A 15991-nucleotide genomic window follows, 5' to 3' on the forward strand; every position below is an offset into this window, starting at 1 on the left:
CTTGCGCCTGCCATCGCCTTTCGAATCCCCGCCTCATGGCCGCTTTGAGCCCCGTCCGAAGGCTTGCCGTTTTCACCGACCTCGGTGCTATCCCCGTGGGGCTCCGCGCGGCCTCATCGCTCGGCGATGTAGTGCGACATGCGCGCACTCTCGCCTTCGGCCAGAAATGCACGCACCTCGGTTTCGATCGCGTGGTCGGCCACCGTGGCGCGGGCGCGCTGGTGCAGGTAATCGGCCCAGGAGGTCACGATGAAGCGTTCGACATAGCGCGAGGGCTCGCCCAGGTCCTTGTAGACGCGCCAGAAGGTGGCACCGTCGCGGCGTCGCGGGTCCTTCATGCGGGCGATGGTGTCGAGAAACGCGGTGTCCACGCCCGGGCGGATGCGGTAGCCCACCTCCACCGCGATGGGGCCGGCCTCGGGGTTGGGCTCGTCGACGATGAACAACTCGTCCCACGGCGTGCCCTGCGTCACCTCTTGGTCGCCGCCCACGCGCAAGGGGAAGGGGCGCACGAGCAGCAGGCCGGCGGCCATGGCCACGGCGGCGGCCACCAAGGCAGCGCTCAGGCCGATCACGTCGGACACGGCGCCCCAGAACGCCGAGCCGATGGCGAATGCGCCCAGGGCCGAGAGGATGTGCATGGCCACCGCGCGCGAGCGTACCCAAGCGGGCGCGCTGGCCTGGGTGGCCGTGTTGATGGTGGACATGGTGGCCATCCAGGCCGCGCCGCCAAACGTCATGGCGACATAGACCACGGCGGGAATGCGCACCCAGGCCGCGATCAGCATCACCGCTGCGAAGACCACGCAGGCGAGGGCCACCAGGCGGTCCAGCGGGAAACGCGCGCGCAGCCGGCCGATGACCAGGCCCGAGGCTACCGCGCCGGTGCCCAGGCAGCCCATGAGCAGCCCGAAGCCTTCGGCACCGGTGCCGAGCTGGCGCTGGGCGATCACCGGCAACAGCGCCCACAAGGCCGCGCCGGCGGCGCTGAACGCCATCACCCGTACCAACTGCGCCAGGATGATGCGCGAATGCCAGGCGAAACGCAGGCCGCTGAGCGTGCCGCCCCACAGACGCTCGGGCGGCAAGGACGACGGCGGGTGCGCGCGCGGCGGCCAGCGGCGGATGCCTTCCCACATTACCGCCGTCGTCATCACGGTGACGGCGAACACCCAGCCCGCACCCAGCTGGGCAAACAGCAGGCCGGCCAGCGTGGGGCCGATGGCGCGTGCGGCGTTGTAGGCAATGCCGATGGCGGTGATGGCCTGAGACCATTCGCCGCGCGGCACCGGATCGACCACCGAGGAGTTCCAGGCGGGCGTGAGCGCCGCCGTGCAGCAACCGGCCACGAACACCAGGAACAGCACCGACGCGGGACCGCCCTTGCCGGCGAGCACCAGCACGGCCAGCAAGAGGCTGGCCACCCCCTGCGCGATCAGTGCGCCAGACATCAGGCGCCGGCGGTCGGTGGTGTCGGCTAATACACCAGCGGGCAGGGCCAGCAGGAACATGGGCAGGAACACCGCGGTCTGCACCAGCGCAGCCAGGAACGAAGAGCCGGTGAGCTCGACCATGAGCCAGGCGGCCGCCATGGTCTGCATGCCGTTGCCGATGAAGAAGACCGCGCCACAGATCCAGAGCCAGCGGAAAGCGGGTTGGCGAAGAGGACTCCAGATCGAGGTGGATGGCGCGGGCATCGGGGGATTATCCGCAGCTGGCTGGATCTGCGCTGGCGGTTGGCTTGCTTGGCTTGCTTGGCGCTGGCGTAGCTTTATCTCTTTCGTGGCAAGCCGGGTCTCGGCCCGGCGGCCGACTCACTTTTCTTTGCTTCGCCAAAGAAAAGTAAGCAAAAGAAAGGCGAGCCGAAGACCGGGCCCCTTCGGGGTTCCTTGCGCTGCTCGGTGTGCGGGGAGAAGTTCGCAAACTCGCCCGCTGCGCGGACTCAAACACGCGAACTTCTTTTTCCCCGCACCCCTGCGCTGCTCAGCCCGGCCCAACGGCAGAAGACGGGATCGGGGTCACCCTCACCCCAACCCTCCCCAGAGGGGCGAGGGAGCGAAGACACAGCCGCCGGAGCGAAGTGCCCCATCCAGAGGCATCGAGGGACAGCTCAGCCGGCCCAAGGTGTCGTCCCCCCTTCGAAGCGCCGAAGGCGCGCCACAGAGGGGGGAAGCCGCGCAGCGGCGCAGGGGGGTGCTCACACGATTCCATTGCGGATGGCGTAGACCGTGAGTTCGGCGTTGTTCGTCAGGTGCAGCTTCTCCAGCACCCGCGCGCGGTACACGCTCACGGTCTTGGGGCTGAGCATGAGCTCTTCGGCGATGTCCGAGAGTTTCTTGCCCGAGGCGATCTTCTGCAGCGTCTGCAGTTCGCGCTCGGACAGGCTGGCGTGCAGCTCCTCGCTCTCGGGCGCGTTGAGCGTGTCCACCAGCATCTGCGCCACCTCGGGGGTCACGTATTTGCGCCCCTGCATCACGGTGCGGATGGCGGCCACCAGTTCGGCCGGTTCACCGGCCTTGTTCAGGTAGCCCCGCGCGCCCGCGCGCAGGCAGCGGATGGCGTACTGGTCTTCCGGGTACATCGAGACCACCAGGGTCTTGACGGGCGAGCCCTCTTCTTTCAGCGTGCCCAGCACCTCCAGCCCCCCGCGCCCGGGCATGTTGAGGTCGAGCACCAGCACGTCGCATTCCACCTTGCGCATGACCTCGCGCAGCTCCGGATAACTCGCCGCCTCGCCCACCACCTGGATGTCGGTGGCCTCCGAGATGGTGTCGCGGATGCCCCGGCGCACCATCGCGTGGTCGTCACACAAAATCACTTTGATCATTCGATTCCTCATCGGCCTTGGCCGCGTTGTCCGGGTTCTGCGCCAGTTGCAAGGGCACCGACAGGATCACCGAGGTGCCCTTGGGCGACGAGCTCACGTCGAGCCAGCCGCCCACCTTGGCCGCGCGCTCGCGCAGGCCCAGCAGCCCGAACGACTTGGCCTTGCGCAGCGCGTGCGCGTCCAGGCCCTTGCCGTTGTCGCTCACTTCCAGCGTCAACACGCCTTCGCCGTCGCTCAGATCGATGTCCACCGCGCTGGCCTGCGCGTGCTTGTTGATGTTGGTCAGGGCTTCCTGCGCGGTGCGGTAGGCCACCAGCTGCACCTCGCGCGGCACGTCGATCGTGGCGGCCGAGCGCCGCACCACCACGCGCAAGCCGGTGCGCCGCTCGAAGCCCGCCGCCAGCCAGTCCACCGCCGCCACCAGCCCCTGGTCCAGAATGGGCGGGCGCAGGTTCATCATGATGCGCTGGCTCGCATCCAGCGCGTGCTGCACCATTTCCAGCGCCGAGCCCAGGTGGCTCTGCATGCTGGCGTCGTCCGCACGCCGGGCGACCAGCGCCAGATCGAGCTTGACGGAGGCCAAGGCGCCGCCGATGTCGTCGTGGATCTCGCGCGCAATGTCGGCGCGCTCCTGTTCGATGCTGGTCTGCAGGTGTTCGGCCAGTTCGGCCAGGCGCCGGCGCGACTCGGCCAGCTCGGCCCCGGCGGCATCGGCGGCCCGCCGCGTCTGCGCCACTTCGATCGCACGCTGGATCACGTGCGAGAGCCGGTGCATGCTGTCCTTGAGGATGTAATCGCTGATGCCTCGGTGCATGGCGTCCACCGCCGCCGCCTCGCCGATCGCGCCCGACAGGACGATGAAGGGCAGGCGCAGGCCCATCTCGCACACCACGTCCCAGGCATCCATGCCGGTGAAGCCGGGCAGGTGGTAGTCGGCCAGCACCGCGTCGAAAGGCGCGGTCTCCAGCTCGCGACGGAAATCCTCCAGGGTGTCCACCAGCACCATGTCGCTGGCGAGCTGGCTGCGCTGCAGCGCGAACTTCACCAGCGCGTGGTCGACCCTCGAATCTTCGAGGTGCAGGATGCGCACGGGTGCTTTGTCCGGGGTTTGAGGCGTTCCGCTCATGGTGTGGAAAGAGGAGCGGCGGCCCTGGGAGCCCCAGGCGCCGCCATGGCAAGCGGGAAATTGGTCCTGAATTCGGCCCGTTATCTGCCGATACAGCGACAAGCAATTGTTGAAAATTGTAATACCCCACACCCCTTCTCGGCACCGCAAACGACCACCATGGAAACCACAACGACGCAGCAGACACCTCCCTCTGTCTCCGTGCCCGTGAATCTGGTGGCCGATCTCCAGGACGCGCTGCTCATGGCCATGACCGACCTCCAGCGCCTCGAAGGCCTGCTGGACCATGCCACGAGCAATCTGCTGGAACGCTTCGGCTCGGCCAACCAGGCATTGAGCGACCTGAGCGCCGATCGCGCCGAGGAACTCGGCCCGATCCGCCACAACCTGCACCAGGCCGTGACGGAGCTGCAGTTCCACGACATGGCCACCCAGCTCATCGTGCACACCGGCAAGGTGCTGCAGAGCTGCGCCTGGCGTCTGGCCGACCAGGCCATGGAGCCCGAGGAAGGGGAGTTGCCCCTGGAGCTCGATCCGATGCCCGAACGCCCCAGCCCGGTGACGCAAAGCGAGATGGACGCCGGCTCCATCGACCTGTTCTGACGGGGACAGGGGCCGATTCAAGCCGCGGCGTCACGTGCCGATATTTGAACCATTGGAGTAAATCATGCAATCGATTCTTGCCGTAGACGACTCGGCTTCCATGCGAAAGATGGTGACCTTCACCCTCACGGGGGCGGGCTACCACGTGGTCGAAGCCGTGGACGGACAAGATGCCTGGGAAAAGGCCCAGAAGCACAGCATCGACCTGGTGCTGACCGACCAGAACATGCCCAACCTGGATGGGCTGGGCTTGACGCGCAAGCTGCGCGAGCACCCGAAATTCAAGACCGTGCCGATCCTGATCCTCACCACCGAGTCGAGCGACCAGATGAAGCAACTCGGCCGCGCCGCAGGCGCCACGGGCTGGATGGTCAAGCCCTTCGATCCGACACGCCTCCTGGAAGTCATTCAAAAAGTCATGCGGTGATGCCAACCGCCAAGCAAGCAAGGAAATTCCATGGGTGAAACGATGAACGAGGGCCAGGGCCTGGGCAACGACATCGACCTGAGCCAGTTCTACCAAATCTTCTTCGAGGAAGCCGGCGAGAACCTGGACCAGATGGAGCAGATGCTGCTCGCGCTCGACGTCGACAAGGCCGACGACGAGGAACTCAACGCCATCTTCCGCTGCGCGCATTCCATCAAGGGCGGCGCGGCCACCTTCGGCTTCGCCGACGTGGCCGAGCTCACGCACCAGATGGAGTCGCTGCTGGACAAGCTGCGCCGCCACGAACTGACGCCGACCGCGGCCATGGTGGATGTGCTGCTGGAATCGTCCGACGCGCTGCGCGGCCTGCTCGGCGCGCACCAGGGCCGGGGCGGGGAAGCGCCGGCCACGGCCGACCTCGTGGCGCGCATCAGCGTGCTGGCCCACGGTGAAGACGCTCAGAATGGCGAAGACGTGGCCCTGGCGGCGCCCGTCATCGTGGTCGCGCCGCCCGCGCCGCAGCCACGCAAGGCCGCCGCCAAGAAGACCGAGCGCGACCTGGAAATCCACATCGGCCCGCTGGACAACCCGGCCCAGGCCGATGGCATCGCCGAGCTGTTCCGCGACATTCCCGGCCTGGGCACCGTCGAGCCCATGGCCTGCGACCTCAGCACCCACCGGGTCTGGCGCGCGCGCACCAGCGCCACCGACAGCGACCTGATGGACCTGTTCACCTTCCACGTCGGCAAGGACGAGATCCGCATCGTCGACAACAGCGTGGCGGCTGCGGCATTCGTGGAAGAGGAAGAGCCCGTGGGCACCGGCCACCCCCACCCCACCACCGAGGGCCGCGACTACGGCTTCTTCGAGGGTGCGCCCGGCGTGCCGACCCCGGCCGTGGCCAAGGCCGCGCCCAAGGCAGAGGCGCGAGCGCCCACCGCAGCGGGTGCCGGCCTCGAATCGAGCACGCTGCGCGTCTCGGTGAGCAAGGTCGACCAGCTCATCAATCTGGTAGGCGAACTCGTCATCACCCAGGCCATGCTGGCGCAGAAAAGCCGCGAGCTCGACGATGCCAGCAACCAGCCGCTGCTGGCCGGTCTGGCCGACCTCGACCGCAACACCCGCGACCTGCAGGAAGCGGTGATGTCGATCCGCATGATCCCGATGTCGGTCGTGTTCAACCGCTTCCCGCGCATGCTGCGCGACCTGGCGAGCAAGCTGGGCAAGAAGGTTGAACTGGTCACGCAGGGCGAATCGACCGAACTCGACAAGGGCCTGGTGGAGAAGATCACCGACCCGCTGACCCACCTGATCCGCAACAGCTGCGACCACGGCATCGAAATGCCGGAGGAACGCCGCGCCAAGGGCAAACAGGAGCACGGCACGATCACGCTGTCGGCCACGCACGAGGGGGGATCCATCCTGATCGAGGTGCGCGACGACGGCAAGGGCCTCTCGCGCGAGAAGCTGCTGAAGAAGGCGCGCGAGAAAGGCATCGACGCGCCCGACTCGCTGAGCGACAGCGAGGTGTGGAACCTGATCTTCGCGCCCGGCTTCTCCACCGCCGACACCGTCACCGACGTCTCCGGCCGTGGCGTGGGCATGGACGTGGTGAAGAAGAACATCGCCGCGCTCAACGGCACGGTGGAAATTGCCTCGGCCGAAGGCGTGGGCATGCGCGTGTCGGTGCGGCTGCCGCTCACGCTGGCCATCATGGACGGCATGTCGGTGCGCGTGAGCGACGAGGTGTACATCCTGCCGCTGTCCAACGTGGTCGAGTCGTTCCAGATCAAACCCGAAGACATCAACACCATGGCGCAGGACGCGCAGGTGGTGAAGGTGCGCGACGAATACATGCCGGTCGTGGAGCTGGAGCGCGTGTTCCAGGTGCCGCGCGTCAAGAGCAGCGACAGCAGCCCCATCATGGTGGTGGTGGAAGCCGAAGGCTCGCGCGTGGCGCTCATGGTCGACGAGCTGCTGGGCCAGCAACAGGTGGTGATCAAGAACCTGGAGTCCAACTACCGCAAGGTGCCCAATGTGTCGGGCGCGACCATCCTGGGCGATGGCAAGGTGGCCCTGATTCTGGACACCTCCGGCCTGGTGCGACGCTCCAGACATTGAACATGAGCTGAACATGAGCACCCCCGCCGCGCTTCGCGCGACCCCCTCAAGGGGGCAACACCAGCGGCCCGGCGGAGCCGGTTCCGCGGTGTTTCTGGATGGCATGGCTTCTGCCGGCGATGGGCCTGTAGAAGAAGGCCGCGAGTTCGTCTGGTCCGACGCGGACTTCACGCGCATCAAGGCGCTGATCTACAAGAAAGCCGGCATCAGCCTGCACGACGGCAAGCACGCCATGGTCTACAGCCGCGTCTCGCGCCGCCTGCGCGAGACCGGCCACGGCAGCTTCAAGAGCTACCTCGATGGGCTCGAACAACACGACGGCGCGGAATGGCAGGAGTTCATCAACGCGCTGACCACCAACCTCACGGCGTTCTTCCGCGAGCAGCACCACTTCGGCGTGCTGCACGAGCTGATGGCCGCCAGGCGTTCGCATCCGTGGCGCATCTGGTGCTCGGCCGCCTCCACCGGCGAAGAGCCCTACTCGATCGCCATGACGGCCACCGAAGCGCTTGGCCCCTCGGGCTCGTTCGAGATCGTCAACAGCGACATCGACACCAAGGTGCTGGCGGCCGCGCAGCGCGGCGTCTACAAGCTCGACGGCGTCAAGGGCCTGAGCCCCGAGCGCCTGCAACGCTTCTTCATGCGCGGCAAGGGCGGCAACGCCGGGCTGATGCGCGTCAAGCCCGAGCTGCAGAAGCACATGCAGTTCCTGAGCGTCAACCTGATCGAGAACCTGCCCTTTCGGGAACCCTTCGACGCCGTGTTCTGCCGCAACGTGATGATCTACTTCGACGCGGCCACGCAGCGCGCGGTGCTGGAGCGCATCCACCGCGTAATGAAACCGGGCGGCATGCTGTTCGTGGGCCATGCGGAGAACTTCAGCGACGCGCGCAACCTCTTCGTGTTGCGCGGAAAGACCGTCTATGAAAGGCTTTGAGCGCTCCCCGCTGGACGCCTTGAAGGCGCGCACGCCCAAGCCCGGCGAAGCGAGTTTCTTCTACCACGACCACCACTTCAAGCACGACGCGGTGAAGGTCTTGCCCGGCGAGTACTTCGTGACGCCCGACGACCTGGTGGTGATGACGGTGCTGGGCTCGTGCATCGCCGCCTGCATCTGGGACCCGCGTGTGCGCGTGGGGGGCATGAACCACTTCATGCTGCCCGACGGCGGCAGCGACGCCAGTGGCCGTTACGGCTCGTACGCCATGGAATTGCTGATCAACGAAATGATCAAGCTTGGCGCACGGCGCGAAACCATGCAGGCCAAGGTCTTTGGCGGCGGACAGGTGATGAGCAGCTTCACCAGCATCAACGTGGGCGAACGCAACACCCAGTTCGTGCTCGACTACCTGCAGACCGAACGCATTGCCGTGGTCTCCAAGGACGTGCTCGACATCCACCCGCGCAAGGTCTGCTACTTCCCGGCCACGGGCAAGGCCATGGTCAAGCGGCTGGCGCACTCGCACCCAGAAACCCTCGAAACACAGGAACGCAAAGGCAGCGCGGCCGTGGTGGCGAAAGCCACCGCCGGCGGCTCCGTGGACCTGTTCTGAGCCGGCTGCGGCGAAGAGAGAAAACGACATGGCCAAGATCAAAGTGGTGGTGGTGGACGACTCGGCTCTGGTGCGCAGCCTGCTCACCGAAATCATCAACCGCCAGCGCGACATGACCTGCGTGGGCGCGGCCAGCGACCCGCTGGTGGCGCGCGAAATGATCCGCGAACTCAACCCCGACGTGATCACGCTCGACGTGGAAATGCCGCGCATGGACGGGCTCGAATTCCTCTCGCGCCTCATGCGCCTGCGGCCGATGCCGGTGGTGATGGTCTCCACCCTCACCGAGCAGGGCGCCGAGACCACGCTGCGCGCGCTCGAGATGGGCGCGGTCGACTTCGTGGCCAAACCGCGCATCGGCATCAGCAGCGGGCTCAACGAGCTGGCGGGCGACATCGTGGAGAAGATCCGCACCGCCGCCGCCGCGCATGTGAAACGCATCGCCATGCCGGCCCCCGGGACCAGCAGCCCGGCACCGCATGGGCCCGCCGCGCACGACGCACCGCGCGCCGCCCTGCCGCGCGTGGCCACGGAAAAAATCATCTGCATCGGCGCCTCCACCGGCGGCACCGAGGCGATTCGCGAAGTGCTGGTGCCCATGCCGGCCGACGCGCCGGCGATCGTCATCACCCAGCACATGCCGCCGGGCTTCACCACCAGCTTCGCGCACCGGCTCGACACGCTGTGCCGCATCCGCGTGGCCGAGGCGCGCGATGGCCAGCGCATCCTGCCGGGCCATGCCTACATCGCGCCGGGCGGTCGGCACCTGCGCATCGACCGCAGCGGCTCGAACTACGTGGCCGTGGTCGAAGACACCGAGCCGGTCAACCGCCACCGCCCCTCGGTGGAGGTCCTGTTCAAGTCCGCCGCGCGCGTGCTCGGCCCCAACGCGCTGGGCATCATGCTCACCGGCATGGGCGCGGATGGCGCGACCGCGATGCGCGAAATGAAGGACGCCGGCAGCTACAACTACGTGCAGGACGAGGCCAGCTGCGTGGTGTTCGGCATGCCGCGCATGGCGATCCAGCACGGCGCGGCGCACGAGGTGCTGCCGCTGAACCAGATCGCCAATGCGGTGCTGACGCGCTTGGCCAGCTCGCCCTCAGGCGTGCGCCACCGGATCTGACCCTTACACCCGTTCGTCGACGATGCTGCCGGCTTCCAGGGGTGCCAGGCTGCTCACACCACGCTCGTCGTAAGCGATCACTTCGGCGGGATTGATTAACGGGTCTGCCATCGCGACGGTACCGTCCTCGCCGTCGATCGCATCGGAAGCGCCTGACCAAGCCAGGGCGGGCGGCTCCTGCGCCGGTTTGTCCAGGCGTTGCGACACCGCCAGCTTGCGCGGCACCAGCGCGCCGGTGACCGCCGACAGGTCGGGCGCGGTATCGCTCTGGTTGCCCAGAGCATCGGTTTTCGAGGGCTCGATGCCCAGCGCGCGGTCGACCACGGCGGCGCTGGCTTCCCACATGCTGGAGAGCACCTGCTGCAAGTGCTCTACCGTCTTCTTGCCCTTGGCCTGTTGCTGCTCGGCCGCGGCAGTGGCTTCCTGCCGCGCCTGCCGCTGAGCCACCGGATCGTGTGCCGGGGCCTGCGGACCCGCCGGGATCGATGGGGGTGCGGCGCTGTTGTCGGTCGACGGCGCACGCGCGCCCTCCCCGCCCATGCGCACCACAACGCCCTGCTGTTGCTCCGCCTGACGCTCACGGCCGAACCCTGTCTGAGACTTGCCATCGTGGCCGCCGGCCTGCACCGGCTGCACGGCGGCGGCAGGCGACACCGGCGCGACGGCGGTGGACGCGGGCGTCGGCCAAGACACGGCGGTGGTGCTCGAAATGTTCAGCATGGGCTTCCCCTCACGGCGGCCGCCGAGCGCAAACAGGCCCGGCGTTCAGATTCCTTTTGTCGGCAAGGTTCACCGCAACTTGAGCACTTTTTTCGACACCCGCCCGCAAGGCCCTCCCTCTGCATTGGTCGGCGCGCCGCCCGCCCGGGCCGAGGGATTGCGGGCACCCGACTGCAGCCCAGGCCCGGTGGCGAGAAAATACCAGGCAGCCCCAAGACCAGGAGATCCGTTTTGCCATTGCCCCCAGCAGCCCCCCGCCAGCCCATGCACACCCGCCGGGTGACCTACCAGGGCTTTCGCCGCGACGACGGCCTGTGGGATATCGAAGGTGAACTGCACGACAGCAAGCCCCACGACATCCAGATACGCGGCGAAGGCGAATGGAAGGCGGGCGAGCCTATCCACCACATGCACATCCGCGTCACCTTCGACGAAACCATGGTGATCCGCGCGATCGCCGTCGCCATGGACGCCTTCCCTCACGACCACTGCACCCATGCCCCGCCCAACATGCAGCGCATGGTGGGCGAAGTGCTCGGGCGCGGCTGGCGCCACACCATCCAGCGCCACCTGGGCGACATCCAGGGCTGTACACACCTGCGCGAACTGCTGTTCAATCTCGCCACGGCGGCCTTCCAGACGCGCACGGGGTCCTTCACCCCGTCCACCGAAGGCCTGCCGCCCGCGCACCTGGGCCAATGCGTGGGCTGGGATTTCAACGGGCCGGTGGTCGAGAGGGTGTACCCGATGTTCTTCCGCTGGCAGCCGCCGGATAGGAAGAAGCCGCGCGTGAACACCTGAGCCGTTCGCCTGCCCGCCCACGGGGACGGTGGGAACTCCAGTCTCTTGACGAACGAAGAACGAACGAGGAGCAAGACATGGCGGCAGCAGGAAGATCTTGGGTGCGGTTTGTGCTCGGTGGCTTGGTGGGCCTGGCGGTATTCGCGGCCCTGCTGGTCGGCGTAGGGCTGTACCTTTCCAAACAGAAGATGCAGCGCACCGTGGAGGTGCCGGTGCAGCCCGTGGCGCTGCGCGACGATGCGGCGTCCATCGAGCGCGGCAAATACCTGTTCAACTCGCGCGGCTGCGTGGACTGCCACGGCAAGCAAGGCACGGGCGCCCTCTTCCTGGACGACGGCAAGGGCTTGCGCATCGGCGGCCCCAACCTCACCACCGGCGCGAACAGCGTGGTGGCGGCCTACCAACCGGTGGACTGGGTGCGCAGCATCCGCCACGGCGTGAGCCCCACCGGGCGCGCGCTGCTGATCATGCCGAGCGAGGACTACAACCGCTTCACCGACGACGACCTGGCATCGCTCGTGGCCTACATCCGCTCGCTGCCCGCCGCGTCCGGCCAGGGCGCGATCGTCGAACTGCCCCTGCCCTTGCGCGTGCTCTACGGCTTCGGCGTGATCCCGGACGCCGCCGCGCGCATCGACCACCGCGTGCCTCCGCAACAACCGGTGCCCGAAGGCGTGACCGTGGCACACGGCGAGTACGTGGCCAACATGTGCCTGGGTTGCCACGGCGTGGGCTTCGCAGGCGGCAGGGTGCCCGGCGGCCCGCCCGACTGGCCGCCGGCGGCCAACCTCACCCCGGGAGAAGGCAGCGTGATGGGCCGGTATCCGACGGCCGAATCGATGATCGCGATGTTCCGCAGCGGCAAGCGGCCCGATGGGAGCGAGGTACAGGTGATGCCGTTTGGCTCGCTGGGGGCGATGAGCGAGACGGATCTGCGGGCGCTGCATCTGTATCTGAAAGGATTGCCGGCGAAGCCGCATGGGTGACGGAGCGCGGACAGAAAGCGAATAAGACAGATCCCCGCGATCTAACACGCCCATGTTTACAACCACGGACATGTTAGATAACATGTCCGCGTTACATTGAACATGCCCATGTCTCAGCACCCTCCAACCACACGCGGTCAAGAAGCGGAAGAATTTGTCGCCAACTGGCTCGAGGGCAAAGGTTGGAGAGTGGAAGCGCATCCCGCCGGGCCTCTGAGCGGTGCAGATCTGGTCGCTCGGGAAGGCACCAAGGTCTATGTCGTCGAAGTCAAGTCGCTCGGCGAAGGCCGGCCCGATCGCGTCATTCCCAGCCTTTCCCAAGCGGTCCTGCAGGCTCAAACGCATGCCGCCAAGAAACCTAACGCGAAGCCTTTGGCGGTGGCCTATGTGGAACAGGCATCCCCGTCCCTCTTGAAGCAGGCCGCGCTATTTGCAGAACAGTACGTCCAAGGCGCAGGCGTGGGTATCGTGTCTTCCAATGGGTTGAGCCTCTGGCGACCGGGCCCCAATGGGCCTGTTGAAATCAGCGATACCCCGCAGAGCCGGACACGGAGCCGTTGGCAGGAAAAACCGCCGGTGCCCGAGGTTCTCAACCTCTTCTCGGATCTCAACCAGTGGATGCTGAAAGTCCTGCTGGCGCCCGACATTCCGCCGGAACTGCTGCACGCGCCTCGAGGCCGTTATGACTCCGGAGCGGCATTGGCAGAGGCAGCGTTGGTTTCGAACATGAGCGCATCGAGGTTTCTCAAAGCCCTGCGCCGCGAGAAGTTTCTAGACGAATCCAAGAACCACATAGCGCTGGTTCGACGAGAAGAGCTCTTCATGCGTTGGCGCGCAGCAGGCTTGCGCAGTTGTCCCGAGATTCCCATGCGCATCTCCATCAGGTCCACGGCGCAGCAGCAGATCCACAGGTTCATTGGCGAGCAAAACGGACAGGCCTGCCTCGGCCTCTTCGCGGCGGCTGACGGCCTGGGGCTGGGACATGTCAGTGGAGTCCCTCCCTACATCTGCGTGGCCAAGCTGCCCCAACTGGGATCCCCAGGCATTGCAGTGCCTATGGTGGCTTACCCCGAAGGCGTGCCGGACTTCATCCTCCGACAAACCTTGTCGCCCCAATCCACGTTTCGCGGGGCGGTTCGGCGGGACGGCACAGCCTACGCAGATGTCATTCAGACCTGGCTCGATGTGTCCAACCATCCATCGCGCGGCCAAGAGCAGGCGGACCACATCCAACGCAGTTTTCTGCGCAAGGTGATCGAGGCAAAGCACACATGAACGACCTCGGGGCCTTCGCCCAACTGGTTCGGGCTGTGGCGCCTTGGAGAGGTCAACTCGTCTTCATTGGCGGATGGGGGCACCGATTGCACACCTTGCACCCATCGGCCGGGAACGTGGACTTCGCACCCGTCTTCACCCGAGATACCGACTTGGCATTTGCGGACAAGCGTCCCTTGCAAGGCGACATCAAGTCTGCGCTGCTTGACCAAGGCTTCCACGAAGAACTTTCGGGCGATTTCAAGCCGCCGACAGCGCACTACACCCTGGGGAACGATCAAGGGGGCTTCTATGCCGAGTTCCTGACGCCGCTGGTGGGCAGCGGCTACAAACGCAATGGGGAAAAAGATGCCACCGTGAAAACGGCTGGCATCTCAGCGCAGAAAATCCGGCACCTCGACATACTCATGGTCGACCCCTGGGCCATCACGGTGAGCAAGGCCAATGGCTTTCCTCTTGAAAACCCCGTCGACGTCCAGGTCGCGAACCCGCTGTGCTTCATGGTGCAGAAGCTCCTCATCAAGCAAGATCGCCCTCCGCGAAAGCAAGCGCAGGACCTGCTCTACATCCACGACACCATCCAGCTCTTTGGCCATCGACTGCCCGCCTTCAAAAAAAGCTGGGAGGACACCGTCGGCCCGGCACTCGCAGCCGCGAGCAAGACGGTCTTGCGGGAATGCATGGAGTCGTTCTCGCAAGTGACCGACACCGTGCGGCAGGCCGCAGCCATTCCACAGGATCGCAAAATCTCCGCCGAAGAGTTTCAGGCGACTTGTCGCTACGCGTTCTCCGAAATCCTGGGGATGGGGTGACGAGGTGGCGTGATGAACGACAACACCTCTTCTGCTTCACTCGAACGTTTTGTTCAGGCACAGCAGCGCGATTACGCGCAAGCCCTGGCAGAACTGCAGGCCGGGCGCAAGCGCACGCACTGGATCTGGTACGTGCTGCCGCAACTGCGTGGGTTGGGACACAGCGCGATGGCGCAGCGGTACGGCATCGACGGGCGTGCGGAGGCCGAAGCGTATGTGGCGCACCCGGTGCTGGGGCCTCGGCTGGTGGCTTGCGTGCGGGCGTTGCTAAGCCACCCGGAACTCAGTGCGCAGGAGATGCTGGGTGAGGTGGACGCGATGAAGTTGCGGTCTTGCCTGACGCTGTTTGCGGAGGTGGCGCCTGGAGAGGGGTGTTTCGCTGAGGCGTTGGACACGTTCTATGGCGGCCAGCGAGACGCGAGCACGTTGGCGCTGCTGGCGACATAGCGGGTCGGTTCGCAAGCCGCCGCCGCACTTGCGAACTACGTCACGCAATCGCCAGCCAATCGCACACCCGTTCTTCTTCCACCGGCAATCTCCGCAGTGATTGAACATGGTCTCGCATACGATTTGCAACCGATGCACCTAGCGACGCAAAGCACAGCGCACCCGTTGCACCGAGATCGCCAGGATGAAAAGAACCATTGCCCTCATCGCATTCACGCTATTGACGCTGGGTGGTGCATCCGCATCAGACCCGTGGGTGTCCCTGTGCGATGCGCAGGACGCGCTGCAGCACGGCGGAGGGCTCAACGCATGCGGGTGCCATTTCAACCGCAAGACGGGTGACTGTCATTGCCACCAGCGCAGAGGATGCGGGTGTGCGTGTCAGCCGGCGAGCTGCGGATGAACCGCTGATGGCGGCTGATCTTGCGCGCCTTCAAAGTCCCGCAGCTGTTCAAGCAGCGTTGGACGAGTTTTCTCGCCTCGGCCGCACGGCCTTCCTCTCCCGATACGGGTTTGGCAAGTCTCGTGACTTTCTCGTGCGCGATGGCAAGACGGGGCAGCTGTGCGACTCCAAGGCCATCGTTGGTGCCGCGTTCGGCCATCAATTCCCGGACGAAGGTCCCCTCAAAACTGCCGACTTTTCGGGTGGCGAAGCGACCGTCGTTCCGCGCCTGCAACGTCTTGGCTTCGAAGTGGTGCGCATCGGTGAGGACTGGACATCGGACGGCCCAACGCGATGAGGCCAACCGAACACTGGGACGCGCGGGCGAGCAATGGGTGATCGGCTTCGAGCAGCGGCGACTTGTCGATGCGGGGCATCCGGAGCTTTTCCAGAAGTTGGACTGGGTGTCGGACCGGCTTGGTGATGGCACCGGGTACGACATCCTCTCGCACGACGGGCCGGGTGTGCATCGCTTCATCGAGGTCAAGACCACGAACGGTGGCTATGCTTCGTCCTTCATCATCAGCCGCAACGAGTTGGATTTTGCGAAAGAGGCGGAGGATGCGTTCCATCTCTACCGAGTCTTTCAATTCCGAGAAGAGCCGAGGCTCTATATTCTGAAGGGGCGGTTGGCAGAGCAGCTTCATCTGGAGCCCATTGACTACAGGGCGTCGTTTCGGCGCTTGGCGGGGTGATCGAAATGACGCAGCGGTATCGGCCAACGA

At 65.9% G+C, this 15991-nt stretch carries 17 protein-coding genes; 13 read left to right on the top strand and 4 right to left on the bottom strand.

Annotated features, from left to right (window positions below):
• Nucleotides 1-113: 113 nt before the first annotated feature.
• The 3 genes from F9K07_RS26290 to F9K07_RS26300 form a co-directional block, all read right to left on the bottom strand.
• Nucleotides 114-1697 carry an MFS transporter gene (locus F9K07_RS26290; protein ID WP_159596217.1) on the bottom strand — a complete coding sequence of 528 codons (1584 nt, stop codon included), beginning with the start codon at nucleotides 1695-1697 and terminating at the stop codon, nucleotides 114-116.
• Between the two features lie 500 nt (nucleotides 1698-2197).
• Nucleotides 2198-2827: a response regulator gene (locus F9K07_RS26295; protein ID WP_159596218.1), complete on the bottom strand. Its 630-nt coding sequence runs from the start codon at nucleotides 2825-2827 to the stop codon at nucleotides 2198-2200.
• Entirely contained in the window at nucleotides 2805-3953 is a 1149-nt protein-coding gene (locus F9K07_RS26300; RefSeq protein WP_159596219.1) for a hybrid sensor histidine kinase/response regulator, read from the bottom strand. The genes F9K07_RS26295 and F9K07_RS26300 overlap by 23 nt, the downstream gene beginning before the upstream one ends.
• A 159-nt stretch (nucleotides 3954-4112) precedes the next feature.
• Between F9K07_RS26300 and F9K07_RS26305 the strand changes: the two genes are divergently transcribed.
• The 6 genes from F9K07_RS26305 to F9K07_RS26330 all read left to right on the top strand — a co-directional run bounded on the left by F9K07_RS26305 (nucleotide 4113) and on the right by F9K07_RS26330 (nucleotide 9783).
• Nucleotides 4113-4556 carry a hypothetical protein gene (locus tag F9K07_RS26305; protein WP_159596220.1) on the top strand — a complete coding sequence of 148 codons (444 nt, stop codon included), beginning with the start codon at nucleotides 4113-4115 and terminating at the stop codon, nucleotides 4554-4556.
• Between the two features lie 64 nt (nucleotides 4557-4620).
• Nucleotides 4621-4983 (top strand): response regulator, encoded by a 363-nt coding sequence (locus tag F9K07_RS26310; RefSeq protein ID WP_159596221.1) that lies wholly within the window; start codon nucleotides 4621-4623, stop codon nucleotides 4981-4983.
• A gap of 30 nt (nucleotides 4984-5013) precedes the next feature.
• Nucleotides 5014-7104 carry a chemotaxis protein CheA gene (locus tag F9K07_RS26315; protein ID WP_159596222.1) on the top strand — a complete coding sequence of 697 codons (2091 nt, stop codon included), beginning with the start codon at nucleotides 5014-5016 and terminating at the stop codon, nucleotides 7102-7104.
• A 13-nt stretch (nucleotides 7105-7117) separates the two neighbouring features.
• Entirely contained in the window at nucleotides 7118-8041 is a 924-nt protein-coding gene (locus tag F9K07_RS26320; protein WP_159596223.1) for a CheR family methyltransferase, read from the top strand.
• Nucleotides 8028-8657, top strand: a complete 630-nt coding sequence (gene cheD, locus F9K07_RS26325; protein WP_236581544.1) for a chemoreceptor glutamine deamidase CheD — start codon at nucleotides 8028-8030, stop codon at nucleotides 8655-8657. The genes F9K07_RS26320 and cheD overlap by 14 nt, the downstream gene beginning before the upstream one ends.
• Nucleotides 8658-8685: 28 nt before the next feature.
• Nucleotides 8686-9783 (top strand): protein-glutamate methylesterase/protein-glutamine glutaminase, encoded by a 1098-nt coding sequence (locus F9K07_RS26330; RefSeq protein WP_159596225.1) that lies wholly within the window; start codon nucleotides 8686-8688, stop codon nucleotides 9781-9783.
• Nucleotides 9784-9786: 3 nt separating this feature from the next.
• On the opposite strand, the gene F9K07_RS26335 is transcribed toward F9K07_RS26330, so the two are convergent.
• Nucleotides 9787-10503 carry a hypothetical protein gene (locus tag F9K07_RS26335; RefSeq protein WP_159596226.1) on the bottom strand — a complete coding sequence of 239 codons (717 nt, stop codon included), beginning with the start codon at nucleotides 10501-10503 and terminating at the stop codon, nucleotides 9787-9789.
• 231 nt (nucleotides 10504-10734) lie between these two features.
• On the opposite strand from F9K07_RS26335, the gene F9K07_RS26340 reads away from it, so the two are divergent.
• From F9K07_RS26340 to F9K07_RS32335, 7 genes are all read left to right on the top strand, one after another.
• A complete protein-coding gene (locus F9K07_RS26340) occupies nucleotides 10735-11304 on the top strand; it encodes a DUF2889 domain-containing protein (protein ID WP_159596227.1) in 570 nt (189 codons plus the stop codon).
• A gap of 77 nt (nucleotides 11305-11381) precedes the next feature.
• Nucleotides 11382-12290 carry a c-type cytochrome gene (locus tag F9K07_RS26345; protein ID WP_159596228.1) on the top strand — a complete coding sequence of 303 codons (909 nt, stop codon included), beginning with the start codon at nucleotides 11382-11384 and terminating at the stop codon, nucleotides 12288-12290.
• 108 nt (nucleotides 12291-12398) lie between these two features.
• On the top strand, nucleotides 12399-13565 hold the full coding sequence (locus tag F9K07_RS26350) for a hypothetical protein (protein WP_159596229.1): 1167 nt from the start codon (nucleotides 12399-12401) through the stop codon (nucleotides 13563-13565).
• Nucleotides 13562-14377, top strand: a complete 816-nt coding sequence (locus F9K07_RS26355; RefSeq protein WP_159596230.1) for a GSU2403 family nucleotidyltransferase fold protein — start codon at nucleotides 13562-13564, stop codon at nucleotides 14375-14377. Before F9K07_RS26350 ends, F9K07_RS26355 begins: the two co-directional genes overlap by 4 nt.
• Nucleotides 14378-14389: 12 nt before the next feature.
• On the top strand, nucleotides 14390-14824 hold the full coding sequence (locus tag F9K07_RS26360) for a DUF1810 domain-containing protein (RefSeq protein ID WP_159596231.1): 435 nt from the start codon (nucleotides 14390-14392) through the stop codon (nucleotides 14822-14824).
• 338 nt (nucleotides 14825-15162) lie between these two features.
• The gene (locus F9K07_RS32330) at nucleotides 15163-15564 is read left to right on the top strand and encodes a hypothetical protein (RefSeq protein ID WP_236581546.1); all 402 of its coding nucleotides are present in this window, start codon (nucleotides 15163-15165) and stop codon (nucleotides 15562-15564) included.
• A gap of 37 nt (nucleotides 15565-15601) precedes the next feature.
• The gene (locus tag F9K07_RS32335) at nucleotides 15602-15961 is read left to right on the top strand and encodes a DUF3883 domain-containing protein (protein WP_236581548.1); all 360 of its coding nucleotides are present in this window, start codon (nucleotides 15602-15604) and stop codon (nucleotides 15959-15961) included.
• Nucleotides 15962-15991: the final 30 nt, after the last annotated feature.

The sequence above is a fragment of the Hydrogenophaga sp. BPS33 genome, assembly GCF_009859475.1.
Lineage (GTDB): Bacteria > Pseudomonadota > Gammaproteobacteria > Burkholderiales > Burkholderiaceae_C > Hydrogenophaga.